This window comes from Janthinobacterium rivuli (assembly GCF_029690045.1).
Taxonomy (GTDB): domain Bacteria; phylum Pseudomonadota; class Gammaproteobacteria; order Burkholderiales; family Burkholderiaceae_D; genus Janthinobacterium; species Janthinobacterium rivuli.
Genome location: NZ_CP121464.1, coordinates 2,266,665 through 2,289,422 on the forward strand (window position 1 = coordinate 2,266,665; position 22,758 = coordinate 2,289,422).

Annotated in this window: 22 protein-coding genes; 17 read left to right on the forward strand and 5 right to left on the reverse strand. The window is 64.2% G+C overall.

The features are described from left to right. Positions 1-13: 13 nt before the first annotated feature. From P9875_RS10430 to P9875_RS10440, 3 genes are read left to right on the forward strand one after another with little or no spacing between them, the layout of a single operon-like run. Positions 14-1,360, forward strand: coding sequence for a CpaF family protein (locus P9875_RS10430; protein WP_099402623.1), 1,347 nt, complete (start codon positions 14-16; stop codon positions 1,358-1,360). Between the two features lie 5 nt (positions 1,361-1,365). Beyond that, positions 1,366-2,334, forward strand: coding sequence for a type II secretion system F family protein (locus tag P9875_RS10435; RefSeq protein ID WP_278318324.1), 969 nt, complete (start codon positions 1,366-1,368; stop codon positions 2,332-2,334). An 18-nt stretch (positions 2,335-2,352) separates the two neighbouring features. Continuing rightward, the gene (locus P9875_RS10440; RefSeq protein ID WP_257626348.1) at positions 2,353-3,291 is read left to right on the forward strand and encodes a type II secretion system F family protein; all 939 of its coding nucleotides are present in this window, start codon (positions 2,353-2,355) and stop codon (positions 3,289-3,291) included. Between the two features lie 79 nt (positions 3,292-3,370). On the opposite strand, the gene P9875_RS10445 is transcribed toward P9875_RS10440, so the two are convergent. After that, a complete protein-coding gene (locus tag P9875_RS10445; protein WP_035826389.1) occupies positions 3,371-4,153 on the reverse strand; it encodes an inositol monophosphatase family protein in 783 nt (260 codons plus the stop codon). Between the two features lie 195 nt (positions 4,154-4,348). On the opposite strand from P9875_RS10445, the gene P9875_RS10450 reads away from it, so the two are divergent. The 12 genes from P9875_RS10450 (at position 4,349) to P9875_RS10505 (ending at position 18,290) form a co-directional block, all read left to right on the forward strand. Next, complete coding sequence (locus P9875_RS10450; protein WP_035826392.1) at positions 4,349-5,113, forward strand: RNA methyltransferase; 765 nt, start codon at positions 4,349-4,351, stop codon at positions 5,111-5,113. Beyond that, entirely contained in the window at positions 5,110-6,012 is a 903-nt protein-coding gene (locus P9875_RS10455; protein ID WP_278318325.1) for a LysR substrate-binding domain-containing protein, read from the forward strand. Before P9875_RS10450 ends, P9875_RS10455 begins: the two co-directional genes overlap by 4 nt. Positions 6,013-6,103: 91 nt before the next feature. Next, entirely contained in the window at positions 6,104-7,309 is a 1,206-nt protein-coding gene (locus P9875_RS10460) for an MFS transporter (protein ID WP_278318326.1), read from the forward strand. 72 nt (positions 7,310-7,381) lie between these two features. Next, positions 7,382-7,909, forward strand: coding sequence for a hypothetical protein (locus tag P9875_RS10465; protein ID WP_278318327.1), 528 nt, complete (start codon positions 7,382-7,384; stop codon positions 7,907-7,909). 7 nt (positions 7,910-7,916) lie between these two features. Further along, positions 7,917-9,551: a GMC family oxidoreductase gene (locus tag P9875_RS10470; protein ID WP_278318328.1), complete on the forward strand. Its 1,635-nt coding sequence runs from the start codon at positions 7,917-7,919 to the stop codon at positions 9,549-9,551. Further along, positions 9,548-10,504 (forward strand): esterase/lipase family protein, encoded by a 957-nt coding sequence (locus P9875_RS10475; RefSeq protein WP_278318329.1) that lies wholly within the window; start codon positions 9,548-9,550, stop codon positions 10,502-10,504. Before P9875_RS10470 ends, P9875_RS10475 begins: the two co-directional genes overlap by 4 nt. Before the next feature lie 302 nt (positions 10,505-10,806). Continuing rightward, positions 10,807-14,445, forward strand: a complete 3,639-nt coding sequence (locus P9875_RS10480) for an EAL domain-containing protein (protein ID WP_278318330.1) — start codon at positions 10,807-10,809, stop codon at positions 14,443-14,445. Positions 14,446-14,596: 151 nt separating this feature from the next. Beyond that, positions 14,597-15,202 carry a phasin family protein gene (locus tag P9875_RS10485; protein WP_278318331.1) on the forward strand — a complete coding sequence of 202 codons (606 nt, stop codon included), beginning with the start codon at positions 14,597-14,599 and terminating at the stop codon, positions 15,200-15,202. Between the two features lie 138 nt (positions 15,203-15,340). Beyond that, positions 15,341-16,012 carry a TetR/AcrR family transcriptional regulator gene (locus tag P9875_RS10490; RefSeq protein ID WP_034758777.1) on the forward strand — a complete coding sequence of 224 codons (672 nt, stop codon included), beginning with the start codon at positions 15,341-15,343 and terminating at the stop codon, positions 16,010-16,012. A 41-nt stretch (positions 16,013-16,053) separates the two neighbouring features. Then, positions 16,054-16,827 (forward strand): hypothetical protein, encoded by a 774-nt coding sequence (locus P9875_RS10495; RefSeq protein WP_099664834.1) that lies wholly within the window; start codon positions 16,054-16,056, stop codon positions 16,825-16,827. A gap of 11 nt (positions 16,828-16,838) precedes the next feature. Next, entirely contained in the window at positions 16,839-17,384 is a 546-nt protein-coding gene (locus tag P9875_RS10500) for a TIGR00730 family Rossman fold protein (protein ID WP_176389510.1), read from the forward strand. A gap of 312 nt (positions 17,385-17,696) precedes the next feature. Beyond that, complete coding sequence (locus P9875_RS10505; RefSeq protein ID WP_278318812.1) at positions 17,697-18,290, forward strand: PEP-CTERM sorting domain-containing protein; 594 nt, start codon at positions 17,697-17,699, stop codon at positions 18,288-18,290. A 109-nt stretch (positions 18,291-18,399) separates the two neighbouring features. Here the strand turns inward: P9875_RS10505 and P9875_RS10510 are convergent, their stop codons facing one another. From P9875_RS10510 to P9875_RS10520, 3 genes are all read right to left on the reverse strand, one after another. Continuing rightward, a complete protein-coding gene (locus P9875_RS10510; RefSeq protein WP_278318332.1) occupies positions 18,400-18,912 on the reverse strand; it encodes a YgjP-like metallopeptidase domain-containing protein in 513 nt (170 codons plus the stop codon). Between the two features lie 111 nt (positions 18,913-19,023). Next, the gene (locus P9875_RS10515; RefSeq protein ID WP_278318333.1) at positions 19,024-19,407 is read right to left on the reverse strand and encodes a KGG domain-containing protein; all 384 of its coding nucleotides are present in this window, start codon (positions 19,405-19,407) and stop codon (positions 19,024-19,026) included. Between the two features lie 73 nt (positions 19,408-19,480). After that, the gene (locus P9875_RS10520; protein WP_278318334.1) at positions 19,481-19,978 is read right to left on the reverse strand and encodes a phasin family protein; all 498 of its coding nucleotides are present in this window, start codon (positions 19,976-19,978) and stop codon (positions 19,481-19,483) included. A 345-nt stretch (positions 19,979-20,323) separates the two neighbouring features. Between P9875_RS10520 and purU the strand changes: the two genes are divergently transcribed. Next, on the forward strand, positions 20,324-21,205 hold the full coding sequence (gene purU / locus P9875_RS10525; RefSeq protein WP_034786194.1) for a formyltetrahydrofolate deformylase: 882 nt from the start codon (positions 20,324-20,326) through the stop codon (positions 21,203-21,205). Between the two features lie 39 nt (positions 21,206-21,244). Further along, on the forward strand, positions 21,245-21,787 hold the full coding sequence (locus P9875_RS10530) for a YaeQ family protein (protein ID WP_034758748.1): 543 nt from the start codon (positions 21,245-21,247) through the stop codon (positions 21,785-21,787). Positions 21,788-21,846: 59 nt separating this feature from the next. On the opposite strand, the gene P9875_RS10535 is transcribed toward P9875_RS10530, so the two are convergent. Then, the gene (locus tag P9875_RS10535) at positions 21,847-22,647 is read right to left on the reverse strand and encodes a head GIN domain-containing protein (RefSeq protein WP_278318335.1); all 801 of its coding nucleotides are present in this window, start codon (positions 22,645-22,647) and stop codon (positions 21,847-21,849) included. Between the last annotated feature and the right edge of the window lie 111 nt (positions 22,648-22,758).

Consider the following 22,758-nt stretch of genomic DNA (forward strand, 5'->3'; position numbering starts at 1 on the left):
CCCCACCGCCGCCTTGTCCATCCGCGAACGGCTCGGCAGCGCCAAGATCGCCGCGCTCGCGCCGCAACGCGCGGCCGCCATCGACAACCACGGCTACCGCGACCTCAAGCTGCGCATCCATGGACTGCTGCTGGAAAGAGTCGACCTGGAAAGCATGCAGCGCCTGTCGCAGGAGCGCATCCGCGAAGAATTGCGCGGCCTGGTCGAGCGCCTGCTGGACGAAGAGGCGGTGGTCATCAACGACGCCGAGCGCCGGAGCCTGACGCGCGACATCCAGCACGAGATGCTGGGCTTCGGACCGCTCGAAACTTTGCTCTCGGACGCCAGCGTATCGGACATCCTCGTCAATGGCCACAAGCAGGTGTATGTGGAACGCGGCGGCCGGCTGGAGCTGACCGACATCTGCTTCGACGATGATGCCCACTTGATGAAGATCATCGACAAGATCGTCTCGCGCGTGGGCCGGCGCATCGACGAATCGAGTCCCATGGTCGATGCGCGCCTGCCCGACGGTTCGCGCGTCAATGCCATCATCCCGCCGCTGGCCATCGACGGCCCCGTGATGTCGATCCGGCGTTTCTCCGTCGATCCGCTGCGCCTGGCCGACCTGGTCGCCTACCGCAGCATGACGGCCGAGATGGCCGAGGTGCTGCAGGGCCTGGGCAAGGCGAAGATGAACATCCTCATTTCCGGCGGTACGGGCAGCGGCAAGACGACCATGCTCAACGTGATTTCCGGCTTCATCGGCCATACGGAACGCATCGTCACGGTGGAAGACGCGGCCGAGCTGCAATTGCAGCAGCCGCACGTGGTGCGCCTGGAAACGCGGCCCGCGAATATCGAAGGCAAGGGGGAAGTATCGCAGCGCGCGCTGGTGCGCAATGCCCTGCGCATGCGTCCGGACCGCATCATCCTGGGCGAGGTGCGCGGCGCCGAGGCGCTCGACATGCTGGGCGCGATGAACACGGGCCACGAAGGCTCGATGGCCACCATCCACGCCAATACGCCACGCGACGCCATCACGCGGCTGGAAAACATGATCAGCATGGCGGCCGCCAACCTGCCCAGCAAGGCCATCCGGCAGCAGATCAGCTCGGCCGTGTCGGTGGTGGTGCAAGTGTCGCGCCTGATCGACGGCAAGCGCAAGGTCACGTCGATCCAGGAAATCACGGGCATGGAAGGAGAGGTCATCACGATGCAGGAAATCTTCAGTTTCAGGCAGACGGGCGTGGCAGAGGGCGGCGCCGTGGTCGGGCATTTCTCGGCCAGCGGCATCCGCCCGCGCTTCCTCGAACGCCTGAACAGCTTTGGCATCGGCGTCTCGGCCGCCCTGTTCGAGCCCACGGCGGCGGGGCGCTGACCGCCATGCTTTCCTACCTTGTCTATGTGTTCCTTTTCCTGGCCGTCCTGCTGCTGGTGGCGGGCGTCTGGCTGGCGTGGCAAGCGGCGCGGGGGCCGGGCGCGGCGCGGGTGGCGCGGCGCTTGCAATCCATGTATACGGCCAGCGATGGCGAACAGGCGCTGTCGATCACCAAGCAGCGCCCGCTGAGCGTCTATCCCTTCCTGCAGGGCGTGCTGGAAGGCTTGCCCGGCGCGCGGCGCGTCGAGCAACTGCTGCTGCAGGCGGGCATGCGCTGGCTGGTGGCCGGCTTCCTCGGCTATTGCGCACTGGGCGCGACGGTTGGCCTGCTGCTGGCCGGCGCGCTGCCGCTGCCATGGTATGTGCGCCTGGGCCTGGGCGCGGGCGGCGCCGCGCTGCCGTATCTGCTGGCGCGCCGGGCCAGGAGCCGGCGGCTGGTGCGCATCGAGCAGCAGTTGCCGGACGCGCTTGACCTGATGGGCCGCGCCATGCGCGCCGGCCATGCCTTTCCCACCGCGCTGAAAATGGTGGGCGAGGAGATGACGGGGCCGCTGGCCGACGAGTTTCGCGCCGTGTTCGACGAAGTCAGTTTCGGCGTGGCGATGGCCGATGCGCTGGGCAACCTGGCCGCGCGCGTGCCCAGCACGGACTTGCGCTATTTCGTCATCGCCGTGCTGATCCAGCGCGAGACGGGCGGCAACCTGACTGAATTGCTGGGCAGCATCAGCGCCATCATCCGCGACCGATTGAAACTGCTGGGCCAAGTGCGCGTGCTGTCGGCCGAAGGGCGCATGTCGGCCTGGGTGCTGGGCTTGCTGCCGTTTGGCGCGGCGCTGATGATGCACGTGATGAATCCGCAGTTCATTGCCGTGCTGTACACGGATGCGGGCGGGCGCAAGATGGTCGGCGTGGCGCTGGGCTTGCTGATGGTTGGCGTGCTCGGCATCCGAAAAATTATCCATATCCGGGTGTGACATGAAAGAAAAGACACGATGAGCGGCATGAGTGCGGCGCAGTTGGCTTTGCTGGGCCTGCTGTTCCTGATTGTTTTCGCGCTGGCCGTGCTGGTGCTGCGCCTGTTCGCCGGCAGCGCCGTGCAGGAGCGGCTGCAGGCGCTCGGCGATGCCGCCGCCGGCGACCGCGAGCGCCATGCCAGGCGGCGCTGGGTGGCGCACGCCGTCAGCCTGACCCGCCCGCTGGCCAGGCTGTCGCTGCCGGACGAGGGCTGGGAACGTTCGCCCATCCGCAGCCGCTTTGTGCATGCAGGCTGGCGCAGCCAGGCCGCGCCGGCCCTGTTTTATGCGGCCAAGACGGGCCTGTTCGTGGGCTTGCCGCTGCTGCTGTATTTTCTGCTGCGCCAAGGCGGGCACAATATGCCGTTGTGGCTGCTCGCGGCGGCGGCCCTCGGCTATTACCTGCCCAATGTCTGGCTGTCGCACTGCCTGAAACAGCGTCAGCGCGAAGTGTTCGAAACCTTTCCCGATGCGCTCGACCTGATGACGGTGTGCGTCGAGGCGGGGTTGGCGATGGATGCGGCGCTGGCGCGCGTGGCGCAGGAAATCGGCCTGAAAAGCGCGGTCCTGGCCGAAGAGCTGCAACTGGTGACGCTGGAGTTGCGCGCCGGCAGCGCCAAGGACAAGGCCTTGCGCAACCTGGCTCTGCGCACGGGCGTGGAAGACGTCGATGCGCTGGTGACCTTGCTGATCCAGGCCGAGCGCTTCGGCACGAGCATCGCCGCGTCGCTGCGCGTGCAATCCGACCAGCTGCGCACCAAGCGGCGTCAGCGCGCCGAAGAAACGGCGGCCAGGATTGCCCTCAAGCTGCTGTTCCCGCTGATCTTTTTCATCTTCCCGTCGCTGATGGTCGTGCTGATGGGCCCGGCGTTCCTGCAGATTTACCGCGTGCTGCTGCCGGCCATGCGCGGCAATTGAAAGATCGCTGAGAGGCGAAAAAAAAGCTGCCGGAGTTTCCTCCGGCAGCTTCTTTACATCATCAGCCCTTGCCTGGCAATCAGGCGAATGGCGTCAGCAGCGTGATCATCTGGCCAAAGATCTTCGGGCTGGCGGCGATGACGTCGCCCTTGTACAGGTAGTCCGATTCGCCGCTGAACTCACCGACGATGCCGCCCGATTCCGTGATCATCAGGGCGCCGGCGGCGATATCCCAAGGCTTCAAGCCTTTTTCGTAGAAGCCGTCCAGGCGGCCGCAAGCGACGTAGGCCAGGTCCAGCGCGGCCGAACCGGCGCGGCGCACGCCCTGGCTGCGTTCGCCCATGATCGCGTACATCTTCAGGTATTCGTCCAGCGCGCGGGCGCTGCCGGCCACGTAGCCGGTGCCCAGCAGGGCGTTCGAGATGCGGTCCAGCTTGGTGACGCGGATGCGTTTTTCGTTCAGGTAGGCGCCAGCGCCCTTGGTGGCCGTGAACAGGTCGTTGCGGACCGGGTCGTAGATAACGGCTTGCGTGACGACGCCGCGATGCGCGAGAGCGATCGAGATGCAGTATTGCGGGAAGCCGTGGATAAAGTTGGTGGTGCCATCGATCGGGTCGATGATCCACTGATATTCATTCTCGTCGTGCGAGTTGGCGGAAGCTCCCGATTCCTCAGCCAGGAACGCGTGGTCCGGGTAGGCTTTGGACAGCACCTCGATGATGGCTTGTTCGGCCGCCTGATCGACGTCGGTGACGAAATCGTTATGTTGTTTTTCCGTGACGACGACGCGGTCGAGGTCAAAAGAGGCGCGATTGATGACGGCGGCGCCGCGGCGGGCGGCTTTGATCGCCGTGTTGAGCATTGGGTGCATGTGAGCTTCCGTTAAAAGCACGCGACCGCCCAGCGTCGCCTTTCGGCGCCGGTACGATAGAGTGCAAGAATGAATTAAAGAGCGGAGCGGTGCCGAAGTGGTTAAAATCCCGGCCTGGAGTCAGCGTTTTGTGACTCCGTTTCCCGAAATTTCCTGTATCGATACCGCGCAATAGCGCTATTTTAAATGAATCTGCCCGAAATCAACACGTCTCTTTTCAAACGCCTGCGATTTATTCTTGTCGAAACTAGTCGACCTGGCAACATTGGCGGCGTCGCGCGCGCCATGAAAACGATGGGTTTTTCCGATCTGGTGCTGGTCAATCCCCGTTTTCCCGACGCCTTGACGGATGCGGAAGCGGTGGCCTTCGCCAGCGGCGCGCAGGATATTTTGTCGGGCGCGCGCATCGTCGGCTCGATCGCTGAGGCGCTCGAAGGCTGCAATTACGCGGCCGCCGTGTCGGCCAGATTGCGCGAATTCTCGCCGCCCGTCACGGCCCCGCGCGCCATCGCGGCCCAGTTGGCGGCCAGCGAAGAGCTGCACGCGGCCGTCATCTTCGGCAACGAGCGCTTCGGCTTGCCCAACGAGATCGTCGAGCAGTGCAATGTGCTGATCAACATTCCCGCCAATCCCGAGTATTCTTCGCTGAACCTGTCGCAGGCGGCGCAAGTGGTGGCTTATGAATGCCGCGTGGCGGCCCTCGGCGATGGGCAAGCCGCCAGTCCCGTCGGTTTCCATGGCGACGCGGCCAGCCTGGCGCAGGTCGACGGCATGTATGCGCATCTGGAACAGGCGCTGGTCGCCATCGATTTCCTCGACGCCGACAATCCGAAAAAGCTCATGCCGCGCCTGAAACGCCTGTTCTCGCGCACGGGGCTGGAAACGGAAGAAGTCAACATCCTGCGCGGCATCGCGCGGCATATCCTGGCGGTAGCCAAAAAAGGCCCATGATAGAGACCCGGCTGCTGCGCCAGTTCATCGCCGTCGCCGAGGAACTGAACTTTCGCCGCGCGGCCGAACGGCTGCACATGGCGCAGCCGCCGCTGTCGCAGGCGATACTGCGGCTGGAAGACTTGCTCGGCTACCCTGTATTCGAGCGCACGAACCGCAAGGTTGCCTTGACGCCCGCCGGCAGCACGTTTCTGGCCACGGCGCGCCAGGTGCTGGCCAGCCTGGAAGAGGGCGTGGCCGCTGCGCGCCGCGTGGCGCAGGGCGTCGAGGGGCACTTGCGGCTGAGTTTCATCCACATCACGCCCTACGCCCACGTGCTCGATGCCTTGCGCGCTTTCCGCGCCGCCTCGCCCGCCGTGCAATTCACCTTGCGCGAAGCGTCGACGCAGCAGCAGGTCGAGTGGCTGGAAAAGAACGAGGTCGATATCGCCCTGCTGCGCGCACCGGGCCGCAGCACGCCGCTCTTGCGCTTCGAGCGCCTGTCCGGCGAAGACATCGTCGTGGCGCTGCCCTTGAACCACCGCTGCGCGGGCCAGGCGCGGGTGGACCTGGCGGAGCTGGCCGGTGATGATTTCGTCGCTTCGCCGCGCGAACTGGGCCAGGGTTTCCATGGCCAGCTGGCCAGCCTGTGCCTGCACGCGGGTTTTGTGCCGCACGTGGCGCAGCAGGCGCGCCGCTTGCAAACGGTGCTGGGACTGGTGGCGGCCGGCTTCGGCGTGGCCCTGCTGCCGGCCAGCCTGGCGGCATCCAGGCCTGCCGGCGTCGTCATGCTGCCGCTGGCAAGCAGCGCGCCCGAAGCGCTGCGCCAGCTCGACCTGTACATGGCGTGGGATCCGCAGCGCACGTCGCCCGTGCGCGAGCGGCTGCTGGCGCAGTTGCGGCTGTCTGCCTCGCATTGAGACTTGCAAGATCTCATTTCAAGATAAATAAGATATTTTACAGATGATGGCCCAGGGGCCAGCATGGCGTTTTTGATTGTCAGGAACTGCCATGTCCACCATGTCCTCGCGCACAGTGCTGCCGTCCGCCACGCTGCCATTCTCCATTTATCTGCTCTCCCTGTGCAGCTTCGCCTTTGGTTTATCTGAATTCATCGCCGCCGGCCTGCTGTCTCCCATGGCGCGCGACTTGCACGCCAGCGTGGCGGCGGCCGGCGGCGCCATTGCCGCGTATGCGCTGGGGGCGGCCATCGGTGCGCCGATCCTGACGGCCATGCTGGCGCGCCGGCCCACGCGCCAGGTGCTGGTGGCCACCATGCTCGTGCTGGCCGTTGGCAGCGTGGCCATGGCGGCGGCGCCTGCACTGGGCGCGCTGCTCGGTGTGCGCTTTACCGTGGGCCTCGCGCATGGCGTGTTCATGGCCGTCGCCTCGCATGCGGCCACCAGCCTGGTCGACCCGTCGCGCGCAGGAAGAGCGTTGTCCGTCGTCTGGCTGGGCCTGACCCTGGCGCTGGCCGGCGGCGTTCCGCTGGGGACGTGGCTGGGCGCCGTCTCGTCGTGGCGCTGGGTATTTGCGGCCATCGGCGTGCTGGCCTTGTGCGGCGGCGCCGGCTTGTGCTGCGCCATGCCCGCCGCGCGCCAGCAGCTTGCCGCCGTATCGGCGCTGGCCAGCCTGCGCGCCATCTTGCAGCCACCCCTGCTGATGGCGGCCGGCGTGGCTGCGCTGGTCAGCGTGGCTACGTTCAGTTTCTTTACGTATGTGTCGCCCTTCCTGCTGCAGCTGGGCGGACTCGATGCGGGCTGGCTGGGCGCCGCCATGCTGTGCTTTGGCGCGTGCGCCATCGGCGGCAACCTGCTGGGCGGCTGGTGCGCCGATCGTCCCCATGCGCTGCGATCCACCGTGCTGACCCTGGCCGCGCTGGCGCTCAATTTGCTGGGCTTTTATATGTTGCGCGCCCAGCCCCTGGCCATGCTGGCCCTGTGCGGCACCCTGGGCTTGCTGTTCTTTGCCCTCGTCACCCTGTCGACCATGCGGCTGCTACGCCTGGCGCAGCAGCATTGCCCGGCCAGCGACGCCGTGGCGGCGGGCTTGAATATCGCCGCCTTCAATGCGGGTACGGCCGTTGGAGGAGCGCTCGGCGGTGCGCTGATCGTCGCCTTTGGCTTGCCCAGCATCGCCATCGGCGGCGCGCTGGCGGCGCTGCTGGCCGTGCTGCTGCTGTGGTTTCAGTCGCGCAAACTAGACTCTGCGCTCTAGTTTTTGCGTTCAAACGCCCACTGCCTTTGGCGTACACTGGCCTGCAAAAGGCCGTACAAAACAAGGGGAGACATGGGGATGCAACGCAGATCGTTTCTGAAACTGGGCTTGCTCGGCGCCGGGGTGCTGGCCGCCGGCGGCGGCGCCTACCGTCTCGTGCGCGGACCGGCGCCGCCTGGCCGCTTCATGCTTGATGGCGGGGCGCGCGCGGCGCTGGCGGCCATCGTGCCGGCCATGCTGGGCAGCGCGCTGCCGCAGGAAGCATCCGCGCGTGCCACTGCGCTCGACGGCGCCATCGCTGGCGTGGACACGGCCATTCGTGGCTTGCCGCTGGCGGCGCAGCAGGAAGTGCAGGATCTGTTTGGCCTGCTGGCGCTGGCGCCCGCGCGGCGTTTCGTCGCCGGCGTGCATGGCGGCTGGCTTGACGCGGATCCCGCCCAGGTGGCGGCCTTTCTGCAGTCGTGGCGCACGCACCGCCTGGCGACACTGCAGACGGCCTACCTGGCCCTGCACGACCTGATCCTCGGCGCCTGGTATGCCGATGCCGCCCACTGGGCCGCCATCGGCTATCCGGGACCGCTGCCCGAACTGAGCGCATAAGGCATCCATGAGCACATCTCCCATTCCTGACCCCATCGCCATCGGTGTGGCCGCCGGCTGGAACGTCACGGACGCCAGTACATTGAGCGCCGACCGCAGCTTCGAGGCCGATGTCGTCGTCATCGGCAGCGGCGCCGGCGGCGGCGTGACGGCGGAAATCCTCGCGCTGGCCGGCTTGAAAGTGCTGATCGTCGAGGAGGGCGGCCTGAAGTCCTCGCAAGACTTCAAGATGCGCGAAGCGCAGGCTTATCCTGCCCTGTACCAGGAATCGGCCGCCCGCAAGACGCGCGACAAGGCGATCAATATCCTGCAGGGGCGCACCGTCGGCGGTTCGACCACCGTCAACTGGACGTCGAGCTTCCGCACGCCGCCCGGCACCCTCGAATACTGGCGCAAGCATTTCGGCTTGTCCGGCTATGGCGTCGATGCCATGGCGCCGTGGTTCGCCATGATGGAAAAGCGCCTGCACGTGAGCGACTGGGCCGCGCCGCCGAATGAAAACAACGACTTGTTACGCCGTGGCGCGCAGGCGCTGGGCATACCCACGGCCGCCATCCGGCGCAACGTGAACGGTTGCTGGAACCTCGGCTACTGCGGCATGGGCTGCCCGACCAACGCCAAGCAGTCGATGCTGGTGACGACGATCCCGTCGGCGCTGGCGCTGGGCGCGGGCCTGCTCGTGCATGCGCGCGCCGAGCGCTTTACCTTCAAGGGCGAGCGCGTCGACAGCTTGCAGGTGACGGCGCTCGACGCCGCCGGGCAAGTGCCGACGGGCGTGCGCCTGACGCTGCGCGCCAAGCACTTTGTGCTGGCCGGCGGCGCCATCAACTCGCCGGCGCTGCTGTTGCGCTCGCAGGCGCCCGACCCGCACGGCTTGCTGGGCCGGCGCACCTTTTTGCATCCGACGGTGGTCTCGGCGGGTCTGTTCCCGCAGAGGGTCGACGCCTATGCGGGCGCGCCGCAGACGATTTATTCCGACCATTTCCTGCATACGGCGCCCATCGATGGCCCCATCGGCTACAAGCTCGAAGCGCCGCCGTTGCACCCGCTGCTGATGGCCACCACCATGGGCGGTTTCGGCGATGAACATGCGCGCACGATGCGCGAATTCCCCCATGCGCACGCCTTGCTGGCCCTGCTGCGCGACGGTTTTCACCATGATGCGGCGGGCGGCAGCGTCTCCATCGACAGCTTCGGCGCGCCCGTGCTCGACTATCCGCTCACGCCGTTTATCTGGGATGGCGTGCGGCGTGCGCTGCTGTCGATGGCGGAAATCCAGTTCGCGGCTGGCGCCAGGAGCGTCTATCCCGTGCACGAAATGGCCAGCCACTACACGAGCTGGGCGCAGGCGAAACAGGCCATCGGCGATTTGCCGATGAAGGCCTTGCTGGCGCGCGTGGTGTCGGCCCACGTGATGGGCGGCTGCACCATGTCGGACGATGTGCGCCTGGGCGTGACGGCGAGCGATGGCCGCTATCACGGCGTGCGCAACCTGTCCGTGCACGACGGCTCGCTGTTCCCCACCTCGATAGGCGCCAATCCGCAGCTGACGATTTACGCGCTGGCCGCGCGCCTGGCCAGCGGCCTGGCGCAAGCGCTGACGGGCAAGCCGGCGCCCGTGCCCGTTCCGGCGACGGCATGATCGCGCGCATCCTCAAGTGGCTGATGCTGCTGCAAGTGCTGGCCGTGCTGGGCGTGGCTTACCTGGCCATGCACGCGTGGGGCGTCGCGTCGCCGCTGCTGGCCGTGCTGCTGGCGCTGGCCACGCTGCTGGCCGTGCGCGCGCTGGTCGTCGCGCGCAACTTTTGGGAAAGCCGGCGCCTGGGCAGCCCCGTGCCGCCTGAATACCAGCTGGGCGCCATGGGCGCCGCGCGCCTGTTTTCCGGCGAACTGCGCGCCACCCTGTGGACGTCGTCGTGGGGCATGCTGCGTCCGCGCCTGCATGCGGCCGACAGCATCCCCGGCCAGGGCCTGCCGGTGCTGCTGGTGCACGGCTATGTGTGCAACGGCGGCTACTGGACAAAGCTGAGCGGGCAACTGGCACGGGCCGGTATCGTGCACAAGGCGATCGATCTGGAACCGATCAACGGCGACATCGAGGCGTTCGTGCCGCAGGTCGAGCAAGCCATCACCGAGCTGTGCACCCGCACGGGCAGCGACCGCGTGATTCTTGTCGCCCACAGCATGGGTGGCCTGGTGGCGCGCGCCTGGCTGCGCCGGCATGGCGCGGCCCGCGTGGCCCGCATCATCACCATCGGCACGCCGCACCACGGCACGGCGCTGGCCAACCTGGCGGCGGGGACGAATGCGCGGCAGATGAGCCGTATCGATGGCGCGCCGAGCGGCTGGCTGGCGCAACTGGCCGCCAGCGAGACGGCAGAGACGCGCGCCCTGATCACGTCGATCTATTCGCATCACGACAATATCGTCGCGCCGCAAGCGTCCGCACAGCTGCCCGGCGCGCGCAATCTCGCCTTCGGCGGCATCGGCCACGTGGCGCTGGCCAGCGATGCGCGCGTGCTGCGCCAGCTGCTGGAAGAAATCACTATCAAGAACGAAGTCGCCCAACCCCCATCTACTCCCCATTTTGCCTGAGTCCTGTTGTGTTTTGTCTGCATGGCAAGACTGTCTGTTTTGACTCTGCTGTTGCCCCTGTTTAACAACGCACGGGGCAGAAAATGCTGTTTTCCACTGGCGTACTGTATTAAGCTAACGTCAGAAGACAGCCGGCGAAAATTTTTTGCTGGGGCCGCTTGCGCCGTTCCGCCGGCATCTTGTGGACAGATATTTTTCTGGATGTATGGCAAGATGTTGTAGGATTGTTATGTAGATCGCGCAAACGGAAAGTTGAACGCAGGCAGAAAATGAGTCCATGCAGTTTTTATTGGGGGCGCTAATTGTCCGCACGTATCCTGATTATTGAAGATAACGCCACCAATATGGAATTGATGGTGTATTTGCTGCGTGCCTTCGGGTACACGCCGCTGGCCGCCTATGACGGCGAAGAGGGCGTGCGCATGGCGCGCAGCGAACTGCCGGACTTGATCATTTGCGACGTGCATTTGCCCAAGCTCGATGGCTATGGCGTGGTGGCGGAGCTGAAGAAAGACCCGCAGCTGCGCACCATCCCGGCCCTGGCCGTGACGGCGCTGGCCATGGTGGGCGACCGCGAGCGCCTGCTCGAAGCGGGCTTCAATGGCTACATCGGCAAGCCGATCGAGCCCGACCTGTTCGTCGCGGAGCTGGAGTCTTTTTTACCCGGGGCGCCGTCGACGCCAGTTAAAAACGACATAGCCACCATCCTCATCGTCGATGATCATGTGCTGAACCGCGAGTTCCTGACCGCGCTGCTGGGCTACGGCGGCCACCGCCTGCTGGAAGCGGCGAATGGCGCCGACGCGCTGGAAATATTGCGTACCGAGCGGCCGGACCTGATCATTTCCGACATCCTCATGCCGAACATGGACGGCTACGAATTCGTCACGCGCGTGCATGCCGATCCCGCGCTGACCGAGGTGCCCATCATCTTTTATACGGCCACCTACCGCGAGCAGGAAGCGATCCTGCTGGCGCAGGCGTGCGGCGTGCGCTGGGTGCTGCCCAAACCGTCCGATCCCGAGGTCATCGTGCGCACCGTCAACGAGGCGCTGGGGCTGATGCCGGCAGCGGCCCAGGTGCCGGCGGCGCCGGGCGCGGGCGGCGGTGAGGCCCCTCCCGCCACGGGCAAGCTGGCCGGCATCGAGCACCAGGTCAGCGGCTATCTCGATGAACTCGAATCGAGCAGCCAGCAGATTTCGCAGCTGGCCAGCCAGCGCGAGGGCCAGGCCGCCATTCCCGAAGACCTGGGCGTCATGACGGAGCGCCTGTCGCGCTCGCTGTCGAGCCTGCAGGCGGTGAGCCTGCGCCTGACGGCCCTGATCGAGCTGGGCATCGAACTGGGCGCCGAACGCGATCCGCGCGCCCTGATCGAGGCGGGTTGCAAGGTGGCGCAGAATATCTGCGTCTCCAGGTACGCCTGCATCGGCGTGCTGGAAGAGGGCGCCGAAAAACTCAGCTATTTTTCCTCGTGCGGCGCCGAGAAAAACCTCGAGCGCATCGCCAGCGCGCCGCGCACGGGCATTTTGAACCGCTTGCTGGAACAGCGCCAGCCCTACCGGGTCAATGGCTTGAAGGGTGATCCCGGCGCGCTGGGCCTGCCCGACACGCACCCGCCCGTGCATTCCTTCCTGGGCGTGGCCATCGCTTCGCGCGAGCGCAGCCACGGCTGGCTGTACCTGGTCGACAAGCTGGGGGCGAATGAATTTTCCGAAGTCGACGAGCGGGTCGCCGCCACGGTGGCGGCGCAGATCGCCGTCGCCTATGACAACCTGCTGCTGTACGACGAAATCAAGCGCCACCACGAGCAGCTGACCCTGGACATGGCGGCGCGCATCCGCCTCGATGAAGACTTGCGCCGCTTCCGTCTGGCGATGGATGCCACGGCCGACGCGATTTTCCTCGTCGACCGCGCCGGCATGTGCTTCGTCGACGTCAACCAGACGGCTTGCCGCATGCTCGGTTTCGAGCGCGAGGATTTCCTGCGCGTGGGGCCGGGCCGCGCGCACGAGGGAGAATCCCAGCTGGAAGAGCTGTACAACAAGCTGCTGGCCGGCGACCAGGGCGGGCCGATGGCGGAATTGCAGCTGCAGCGCAAGGACGGCTCGCCCCTGTCGGTGGAAGTGCAGCGGCGCACCCTGCGCTCGGGCCAGAGCTGGATCCTGGTGGCCGTGGCGCGCGACATCACCGAGCGCAAGGATGCCGAGCAGCGCCTGATGAAGCTGGCCCATTTCGACACCTTGACGGGTTTGCCGAACCGCAGCCAGTTCTACGCCTCGCTGACCCATTCGCTGTCGCAGGCGGCCGAGCACCAATGGGCCGTGGCCGTGCTGTTCATGGATATCGACCGCTTCAAGAATATCAACGATACGCTGGGCCACACCATCGGCGACGACCTGCTGCGTCAGTTTTCCAGCCGCCTCGTCGATTGCCTGCGCGTGCGCGACACCATTGGCCGCTTCGGCGGCGATGAATTTGCCACCATCCTGGTGCTGCCCGACGGCGCCCAGCATGCGGTGGGCGTGGTCGACAAGATCCGCGAAGCGATGCGCAAGCCCTTCGATTTGCAGGGCCATGAAGTGACGGTGACGGTCAGCATCGGCATTTCCGTGTACCCGGACGACGGCGTCGATGCGGACACCCTGATTCAATATGCCGACACGGCCATGTACCGCGCCAAGGAAGCGGGCCGCGACGCCTTCCGCTTCTTCACGGCGGAAATGAATGCGCAGTCGATGGCGCGGCTGGACATGGAAAATGCCCTGCGGCGCGCCATCGACAACGAGGAATTCGTGCTGTTCTTCCAGCCCAAGGTGAACATCATCTCGGGGCGCATCAGCGGCGCCGAGGCGCTGATACGCTGGCGCCGCCCTGGCCACGGCATGGTCTCGCCGGCCCTGTTCATCCCCCTGCTGGAAGAAACGGGTCTCATCGTGCGCGTCGGTAACTGGGTGCTCGACGAAGCGTGCCGGAAGATCAGCGAGTGGGGCGCCAGCAGCATCGGGCCCGTGCACCTGTCGGTCAACGTGTCGGGCATCCAGTTTTTCGTCGGCGGCCTGGAAGAGGAGGTGCTCAAGGCGATCCGCAAATACGATATCGCGCCCGAACTGCTGGAGCTGGAGCTGACGGAAAGCTCGCTCATGTCGAACGCCGAGGAAACCATCGCCGTGCTGCGCAACCTGAAGGCGCTGGGCATCCAGATTTCCATCGACGATTTCGGCACCGGCTATTCCAGCCTGGCTTACCTGAAGCGCTTCCCCATCGACAAGCTGAAGATCGATATCGCCTTCGTGCGCGAAGTGACCAGCAATCCGGACGACGCGGCCATCGTGCTGGCCATCATCAGCATGGCGCACAGCATGAAGCTGGAAGTGATCGCCGAAGGCGTGGAAAACGATGCGCAGCTGGCCTATCTGCGGCGCCACGGCTGCGACGAGATGCAGGGCTATTATTTCAGCCGCCCCGTGCCGCACGAGGAATTCGAGCAGATGCTGATGAAAGGCCAGCTGCTGCAGGCGCCCGAGGATGCAGGCAGCGAAGAACAGCAAACCTTGCTGATCGTCGACGACGACGTCTTCATGCTCGACGTGCTCAGCGACTTCCTGGCGCAGGACGGCTACCGCATCCTGACGGCGCAGACGGCCGCCGAGGGCTTCGACATCCTGGCGCGCCACAAGGTGCAGGTGATCCTGTGCGACCAGTGCATGCCGCTCATGAGCGGCACCGAATTCATGGAGCGGGTCAAGCACCTGTGCCCCGACACCTTCCGCATCATGCTCTCGGCCTTTGCCGACCTGACGCCCATCATGGCGGCCATCAACCGCGGCGCCGTCGACCGCTTCTACACCAAGCCGTGGAAAGGCGCCGTGCTGCGCGAGAATATCCGCGAAGGCTTCCGCCTGCACAAGCTGCTGCACGGCCAGGTGAAAGCGGCGGCATAGACGCTCGCCCTGCCGCGCAACTGGCCGCCGCGTGCGCTGGCGCACCTTGCGCAGCCGTTTTCCATCGAATTAGACTCCCGTCTCTAGTTTTGCTCTCTAGAATAAAACGCATCCATGAGTGGCATGGCCTTTCACATGACGGGAGCTGGCGATGGTGAAGAAATTGAAGGAACTGGCGGAAGACGCGGAATTGGCGAACGCCGTGCGCTCGTCCGCGCAGCAGATCTGGCAAGCGGGCCTCGGCGCTTTCGCCAAGGCGCAGGAAGAAGGGGGGCGCGTGTTTTCCCGGCTGGTGAAAGAAGGCACGGAATTCCAGAAGCGCGCCGAAGACAAGGTGGCCGACGTCAGCGACAGCGTCGGCAAGCTGGCCGATGGCGTGGGCAAGCAGGCCAGCGGCTCCTGGGACAAGCTGGAACAGGTGTTTGAAGAGCGCGTCGCGCGCGCCCTGGCCGCCATCGGCGTGCCCACGCAACAGGATATTGCCGCGCTGCATGCGCAGATCGACGCCTTGAGCCAGCAAGTGGCGGCGCTGTCGGCCAAGGCCGCGCCAGCGCCCAGGCCGAAGGCTGCAGCCAGGCCCGCCGTGAAGGCGGCGCCGAAAGCCGCACCAAAAACTGCGCTGAAAACCGCGCCCAAGGCGGCCGTCGCCAAGGCCCCGGCCAAGCCGGCGGCCAGGACCGCGCCGCGCGCCGCAGCCAGGCCAACGAGCAAGCCGGTGAGCAAACCGGCGGCGAAGAAAAAAGCGCCGGCCGCCTGAGCCGGCGCCGCATCCCTCCAGCCTGCGCGAGCAGGCTTTTTCTTGCCCGCGTTTTTCGCCCGCGCCTGGGGGCGGAGTGTTTCATTACAGCTATCATAGGTGGTATGCTTGAGGCAGAACACAGAGAGATTGCCCGCCATGCTACAAAAAGCACCACGCCGTACCCGCGAACGCATCCTGGAGTTGTCGCTGCGCCTGTTCAATGAGTTTGGTGAGCCGAATATCACGACGACCGTGATTGCGGAAGAGATGAACATTTCGCCCGGCAACCTGTATTACCACTTCCGTAACAAGGACGACATCGTCAACTCGATCTTCGTTCAGTTCGAGGCGGAAATCGAACGCATCCTGACCGTGCCCGACGGGCGCCGTTCGAATATCGAGGACGTCTGGCTGTATTTGCACCTGATGTTCGAACTGATCTGGCGTTACCGTTTTTTCTATCGCGACCTCAACGATTTGCTGTCGCGCAACCGCAAGCTGGAATTGCATTTCAAGCTGATCCTGGCGCACAAGATCAAGGTGGCCACGCAGCTGTGCGAAGACTTGCGCAGCGAACAGTCGCTGGAAGCTTCGGATATGGAAGTGGCCGCGATGGCGACGAATATGGTGGTTGTTGCCACCTACTGGCTGTCGTACGAGTATGTGCGCAATCCACGCAAGTACAGCGAGCAGCAATCGATGTCCGATGCGCTGGCGCGCGGCTGCTACCAGGTGCTGTCCCTGATCGGGCCGTATTTGCGCAATGAAACGCATTTGCTGTTTCGCAAACTGTCGGAAGAGTATGTGACCAAACTCAAGAACGACTGACGCGGCTGCTGGCGCCCCGTCGTCCATTACAGGAGAGATATATGGCTTGGAAACAATTCCCCTATCCAGACGAAGCATATGTCTACACGCCGCAAACCCTGGAAGCGGCCTGGGCGCGCCTGCATGCGGGCGACGTGGAACCGTTTCCCACCCACCCTGCGCTGGTGCAAGCCTGGCTGGCCTTCCATGCGGGCGACTTCGAACGCGCCGTGAAGCTGGGCCTGGCTGTCGGCGTACCCGGCTATGCGGTGGCGCACAAGGCGACCTGCATCTACGCCACGCACCTGGAAGTGGACGACAGCCGCAAACTCGACATGTACGAGGAGGTCGCCGAGCGCTGCGAGCGCCAGCAGAGCGAGCAGCCGGACAATCCGGCCGGCTATTACTGGCATGCCTACAGCCTGGGCCGCTATGCGCTGGGCACGTCCGTCGTCAAGGCGCTGGCACAGGGCATGGGCGCGCGCGTGCGCAACAGCCTGGACCGCACGATGACTGTAGCGCCCATGCATGCGGAAGCGCATATCGCGTTTGGGATTTATCATACGGAAATTATCGACAAGGTCGGCGCCATGATCGGCGGCCTGACTTACGGCGCCAACAAGGAAGACGGCTATCAGCACTTCAAGACGGCGCTGGCCCTGACGCCGTATTCGGCGCTGGCGCACAGCGAATACGCGCGCGCCTTGAACATGCTCGACGGAAAGAAAAAGCTGGCGGAAGCGCTGGCACTGTATGAAAAGGCGGCCGAGTGCGTGGCACTGGACGCCAAGGAACGCCTCGAGGTCGAGGCGGCGATCGATGAATTGAAAGGGTAGGGATTACTGTGATCAAGGCTTTATGTGTGTACTGCGGCGCCAATGCGGGCGTCTCGCCGGACTATGCCGTGGCGGCGCGCGAACTGGCGCGCGTGCTGGTGGCGGAAAATATCTCGCTTGTGTATGGCGGCGGCAAGGTGGGTTTGATGGGCGTGATCGCCGATGAAGTGCTGCGCCTGGGCGGCGAGGTGACGGGCGTGATCCCCACCCAGCTGGTCGAGCGCGAAGTGGGCCATACGGGCTTGACGCGCCAGTTCATCGTGAAGGACATGCATGAGCGCAAGGCGATGATGGCCAGCCTGTCCGACGCCTTCATCGCCATGCCTGGCGGCTATGGCACCCTGGAAGAACTGTTCGAGATGCTCACCTGGGCCCAGCTGGGCTTGCACGCCAAGCCCATCGGCTTGCTCAATGTCGACCGTTTTTATGACGGCTTGATCGCCTTCGTGCAAAACGGCAAGGAGCAGGGTTTTATTCGCCCGCAGCACGCGGCCTTCCTGAATGCCGATGCCGACCCTGCGACCTTGGTGCAGCGCCTGAAAGATTGTGCGCCGTAAAGATTCCTTACGGAACCTTACCCGCAGCCATGCACTGTGAAGTGCATGGCTTTTTTATTTCTGTACGGGAAAATTGATCAAGCTCAACAACTTAATTAATATAAATATGGCCATAATATTTCTTTAAAGGCATGTTTTTTTGAAAATGAAGATGCTTTTTGTATATGAATGTGTTCTACTGCACTTGTTCAAAAGACAGGCATGTCGGACACCCAGCGAGGCACCTCCCGTTTCCCGCGACGACGCCTAAGTATTGCAAGTTGCCACAACCTCGCTACTTCATCATCTTGAAAGGATGCTATTTTGAAAACCATGACCTTCCTGCGCGCGACCGCTGTCGCCGCCATCCTCGCCGCTGGCGGCGCCCAGGCACAAACCACGACCATCGGCTTCGATGCGCTGGAACATCCCGGCATCCTCGGTTCCGTCTTCAACTCCTACTCCGAAGGCGGCTACGATTTCGACAGCAGCTTCCTGGGCCTGTTGAGCTCCGCACATCAAAGCAACTTTGCCTACGCTGGCTCGGCCGGCCTGGGCGCCACGCTCCTGACGACGACAACCTTGAGCCGTACCGACGGCGCCGCTTTCTCGCTGAGCTCGATCAGTCTGGCTGACTTCGTGAGCTTGCCTGGCGCCTACGACGTGACCTTCGTCGGCCATCAGGTGGGCGGCGGCACGGTGAGCCAGACCTTCAGCCTCGATGGCAGCCATACCTTCAGCGATTACACGTTTACGGGTTTTAACAACCTGCTGTCGGCATCGTGGAAGGAAGGCGCCTTGCACACCTTCCAGGTCGACAATATCGCCGCCAGCGTGAGCGCCGTGCCGGAACCTGCCACCTACGGCATGATGCTGGGCGGACTGGGCCTGCTGGCCTTCCTGCGCCGCCGCAAGAACGCCGCCTGAATCTGAACTTGCTGCCGGCCCCGCCGGCGCATACCGAACAATGCCGCCTGGTGGATGCCTGGCGGCATTGTTTCGTGGACTTCAGGATCGGCCCGTTATGGCCAGGACTTCATGACCACAGGCGCTGGCCTGACAGGTCGAGCTGGGTCAGGTACAGGCGCACGTCGAATTCGTACTGGTGGTATTGCGGTTCCATATACGTGCACAGCTTGTAGAACGCCTTGTCGTGCTGCTTTTCCTTCACATGCGCCAGTTCGTGCACGGCGATCATGCGCAGGAATTCCAGCGGCACTTCCTTGAATATGGTGGCCACGCGGATTTCGTGCTTGGCCTTGAGCTTGCCACCCTGCACGCGCGAGATCGAGGTATGCAAGCCCAGCGCATGCTGGATCACATGGATCTTGCTGTCGAACGCCACCTTGTTGATGGGCTCGGCATTGCGCAGAAATTCATTCTTCAAGTCCTGTACATACTGGTATAAAGCCTTGTCGTTGCGTACATCGTGCGCGCTCGGATAGCGTTTCAACAGGACGTCGCCCAGCTTGTCTTGCGCGATCAGTTGCCGCACTTGCGCTTGCGTTTGTTCGGAATAGGCGCTCAGGTATTTCAGGGATGGCTGCATGCGGGGAAGGGCGGGGCGTGGCGCGGAGGTGTCTGTAAGGCGAGAATGTACCATACCGCCGCGCCACGCGCTGCCCCAGCCCTTGCATGGGGCCGCCAGAGCAGCCCCGGATCAGCCCTTGTCGTCCTCCTCCTTGTTGCCCTGCCGGCCAGTGCTGCCGCTGCGTGCCGCCGTGCTGCTGCGGTTTTCATTGGCGCGCTGGGCCGATTGCCGGCTTTCGCCGCCCTTGCGGCCAATTTCCGCCATGTGTTCGCGGTTGCGGCTGACGGCTTCGCCCCCTTTCTGCCCGGCCCGGCGTGCTTCTTCCGAGTCGAATTCATGGGCCGTGCCCTTTTGATGGGCTGCCTGGCCGCCCTTGCTGGCGATTTCGCGTTGCTGCTCCTCGTTCATGGCGGCAAAGCCGCGCTTGCTCGTGCCTTTGCCGCTGCCTGATTCGCCGGCTTTCTGGCTGCTGCCAGTGCCTTTGCCCTGTTCATTACCTTGATTGTTAGCCATGTCGCTCTCCTTGCTGTCGAGTGGGGTCTAGTGTTCAACTCAGGTGTTCAACTCAGGTGTTCAACTCAAGTGCTCAATGCGCCTGATCGGATTGCCTGCTGGTATCGCGGCTGTGGCCCGCGCCATTGCGGTGGCCCGCGGCGTGCATTTTTTCGATCATTTCACGCTGGCGCTGCGTGGCTTTTTCCGTTTCCTCGGCGGTTTTGCGCACCACTTCGTCCGCGAAGGCGACGGCCGTGCGGCTCGCTTCGGGGATATGCGTTTCTGCAGTGCGGTTCATCTCGACATTGGCATTGGCGACCAGATTGCCGAGCTGCTGCTGGTACTGGCGCAGCCTCACGCCGCCTGGTTGCAGCTGGGCCGCTGTCGACAGGAACTCGCCCGTGTCACGTGCGCACAGCAGTTGCTGATTGGTGTCGCTCCATTCCTGGAACAGGTCTTGCGCCAGCCGCACATGAAGCTCGCTCATTTTCTGCGCCGTGTCGAACATCTTGCGTGACAGGTCGGTGGCAAAATTGAGCTGGGCTTCCAGGTGGGACTTCAGCGCGGGGCTAATACTGTTAGGGAACATGTTCTACCTCAATGAAAATCTGGTCCGAAAAACACCCGGTGCACCGGGTGCGGCGTATGTTGAAACGAGCAAAGGGATAGACGCCGGATGGCGCGCCAGGTTCCACGCCAGGTGGTCGTTTAAGGCGCGAATGGCCCCTGGCTGCTTGAAAAATGCGATGGTTTTGCGCCAGATCAAACGAACGCGAATGAGATGGCGCGTCGCGTCCCCCATGATGGCTGTGTGGAAAATGCAGGTTTACAGGCCCGGCCGTGCGACAATAGCCGGCTCGCGGCAGCGCAGCCGATGGCCGGCGCGCGTGGCTGAGCCGAGCATCGCCTTACTTTTTTACCTATTTCCGCGACCATGACGCATCCCGAATACATCCTGACCCTGTCCTGCCTGGACCAGCGCGGCATCGTGCACCGCGTGTCCGGCTTCCTGGCCGAACGCGGCTGCAACATCCTCGATTCCGCCCAGTTCGGCGACCAGGAATCCCAGCTGTTCTTCATGCGCGTGCATTTCGCGCTGGAAGACGGCGCCGTCAGCGACGCCCAGTTGCGCAGCGACTTCGCCGACCTGTCGCAAGCCATGCAGTTGAATGGCCCCTTCCATGGCCAGCTGCACGATGCGCGCGTCAAGCCGCGCGTCATGCTGATGGTGTCGAAGATCGGCCATTGCCTGAACGATTTGCTGTTCCGCTACAAGAGCGGCTTGCTGAACGTGGAAATTCCCGCCATCGTGTCGAACCACATGGAGTTCTACCAGCTGGCGGCCAGCTACAACATTCCCTTCCATCACTTGCCGCTGGCGGCCGGCGCGCCGGAAGCGGCCAAGCTGGCGCAGGAAGCGAAGATCATCGACTTGATGGACACGCACAAGATCGACCTGGTGGTGCTGGCGCGCTACATGCAGATCCTGTCGCCGGGCCTGTGCCAGGCGCTCGATGGCCGCGCCATCAATATCCACCATTCCTTCCTGCCCAGCTTCAAGGGCGCCAAGCCGTATGCGCAGGCGCATCACCGCGGCGTCAAGCTGATCGGCGCGACGGCCCACTTCGTCACGGGCGACCTGGACGAAGGCCCGATCATCGAGCAGGACGTCGAGCGCGTCGACCATGCGATGGATGCGGAAACCCTGACGGCCATCGGCCGCGACGTCGAGTGCGTGGTGCTGGCGCGCGCCGTGAAATGGTTCGTCGAGCACCGCATTCTGAAAAATGGCGACAAGACCGTGGTCTTCCGCTGATACCGATTTCACTCTTCACTTTACCGAGACAGAAACACGATGGCCCTCAAAGCAACAATTTTCAAAGCCGATCTGCAGATCGCCGACATGGACCGCAATTACTACCAGGATCACGCGCTGACCCTGGCGCGCCACCCGTCCGAGACGGACGAGCGCATGATGGTGCGCCTGCTGGCGTTCGCCATCCACGCCGATGAGGCGCTGACGTTCACCAAGGGCCTGTTCGATACGGAAGAGCCCGACCTGTGGCAGAAAGACTTGACGGGCGCCATCCAGCTGTGGATCGAAGTGGGCCAGCCCGACGAAAAGCGCATCCTGAAGGCCTGTGGGCGTTCGGAACAGGTGATCGTCTACAGCTATGGCGCAACCAGCCACATCTGGTGGAAACAGATCGCCAACAAACTGGAACGGGCGAAGAACCTGACCGTGATCAACCTGCCATCGGAAGCGGCGCAGGACATGAGCAAGCTGGCGCAGCGCAACATGCAGCTGCAGTGCACGATCCAGGATGGCCAGATCTGGCTGACGGACAGCGTCAACACGGTTCTGATCGACCGCGAACCGGTCAAGCCGGCCCGCTGATTTGACTGTTGGAAACGCAAAAAGCCCGGAACGCTCCGGGCTTTTGTCATTGCGGGCGCTTAATTCGGCGCGCTGCCCAGGCGGCGGATGCTGCTCGAACGCTGCATGCTGCGGCTGATGCGCGGATCGCCGTAGTAGCTCACTTCGCCAGAACCGCCGATGCTGATGGCCAGGTCGTCCTTGGCCCACACGGTGGCTTCGCCCGAGCCGCCGATGCTCACCTGCACTTCGCGCGCGGCCAGGCGGCCCGCTTCGATATTGCCCGAGCCGCCGATCGAGGCCGTCAGCTGCTCCGTCTTGCCGCTGGCCTTGAAGCTGCCGCTGCCGCCGATGGCGATGGAGACCTGGCGGCTGTCGAGGTCGCGTGCATGGATGGAGCCGGAGCCGCCCACGTCGAAGCGCAGGTTCTCGGCGCGCAAGCCCGTTGCCGTGATGTTGCCCGAGCCGCCCACGCTGACGCGCTCCACCTGGCGCGCCTGGATGACGATGGTCAGGCTGCTCTGGCGGAAGTTGGCGTTGCGCTTGGCGGGGCGGATGCGCAGGGTGCCGTTTTCCACGGCCGTCTCGATCAGCGGCAGGATATTGTCGTCCGCTTCGACGGTGACGCTGTCCGTGTTGCCGATGCGCAGCTCAACCGTGCCCGGCACGTTCAGCGCCACGGCGTGGAAGCTGCCCACGTCGCGCGTCTGCTTTTGCAGCTTGCCGCTGCCCTGGATGCTGTTGCCGGAAATCCAGTCGAGCGGCGACGCCAGCGCCGGCGCGGCCGGAATGGCCAGCGCGCAGGTGGCCAGCAGCAGGGCGATCGCGGCGCTGGCGTGGCGGCGGTGGCGGTGGCGGCGGTGGAAAAGTGGCTGTGTCATTCTTGCTCCCTGTTTTGAATTGGTATACTTGCATGGTATGCCAGCCGGGTGCGCCCGCGTACCGTCCTGCGACAGACTGCGCCAGCGGTGGCATGGAATGCAGGAGGATGC

Bases quoted from the DNA above. Each gene is read 5' to 3' on its own strand.
- P9875_RS10435 (WP_278318324.1), top strand. From the start codon at position 1,366: ATGCTTTCCTACCTTGTCTATGTGTTCCTTTTCCTGGCCGTCCTGCTG.
- P9875_RS10440 (WP_257626348.1), top strand. From the start codon at position 2,353: ATGAGCGGCATGAGTGCGGCGCAGTTGGCTTTGCTGGGCCTGCTGTTC.
- P9875_RS10445 (WP_035826389.1), bottom strand. From the start codon at position 4,153: ATGCTCAACACGGCGATCAAAGCCGCCCGCCGCGGCGCCGCCGTCATC.
- P9875_RS10450 (WP_035826392.1), top strand. From the start codon at position 4,349: ATGAATCTGCCCGAAATCAACACGTCTCTTTTCAAACGCCTGCGATTT.
- P9875_RS10455 (WP_278318325.1), top strand. From the start codon at position 5,110: ATGATAGAGACCCGGCTGCTGCGCCAGTTCATCGCCGTCGCCGAGGAA.
- P9875_RS10460 (WP_278318326.1), top strand. From the start codon at position 6,104: ATGTCCACCATGTCCTCGCGCACAGTGCTGCCGTCCGCCACGCTGCCA.
- P9875_RS10465 (WP_278318327.1), top strand. From the start codon at position 7,382: ATGGGGATGCAACGCAGATCGTTTCTGAAACTGGGCTTGCTCGGCGCC.
- P9875_RS10470 (WP_278318328.1), top strand. From the start codon at position 7,917: ATGAGCACATCTCCCATTCCTGACCCCATCGCCATCGGTGTGGCCGCC.
- P9875_RS10475 (WP_278318329.1), top strand. From the start codon at position 9,548: ATGATCGCGCGCATCCTCAAGTGGCTGATGCTGCTGCAAGTGCTGGCC.
- P9875_RS10485 (WP_278318331.1), top strand. From the start codon at position 14,597: ATGGTGAAGAAATTGAAGGAACTGGCGGAAGACGCGGAATTGGCGAAC.
- P9875_RS10490 (WP_034758777.1), top strand. From the start codon at position 15,341: ATGCTACAAAAAGCACCACGCCGTACCCGCGAACGCATCCTGGAGTTG.
- P9875_RS10495 (WP_099664834.1), top strand. From the start codon at position 16,054: ATGGCTTGGAAACAATTCCCCTATCCAGACGAAGCATATGTCTACACG.
- P9875_RS10505 (WP_278318812.1), top strand. From the start codon at position 17,697: ATGACCTTCCTGCGCGCGACCGCTGTCGCCGCCATCCTCGCCGCTGGC.
- P9875_RS10510 (WP_278318332.1), bottom strand. From the start codon at position 18,912: ATGCAGCCATCCCTGAAATACCTGAGCGCCTATTCCGAACAAACGCAA.
- P9875_RS10515 (WP_278318333.1), bottom strand. From the start codon at position 19,407: ATGGCTAACAATCAAGGTAATGAACAGGGCAAAGGCACTGGCAGCAGC.
- P9875_RS10520 (WP_278318334.1), bottom strand. From the start codon at position 19,978: ATGTTCCCTAACAGTATTAGCCCCGCGCTGAAGTCCCACCTGGAAGCC.
- purU (WP_034786194.1), top strand. From the start codon at position 20,324: ATGACGCATCCCGAATACATCCTGACCCTGTCCTGCCTGGACCAGCGC.
- P9875_RS10530 (WP_034758748.1), top strand. From the start codon at position 21,245: ATGGCCCTCAAAGCAACAATTTTCAAAGCCGATCTGCAGATCGCCGAC.
- P9875_RS10535 (WP_278318335.1), bottom strand. From the start codon at position 22,647: ATGACACAGCCACTTTTCCACCGCCGCCACCGCCACCGCCGCCACGCC.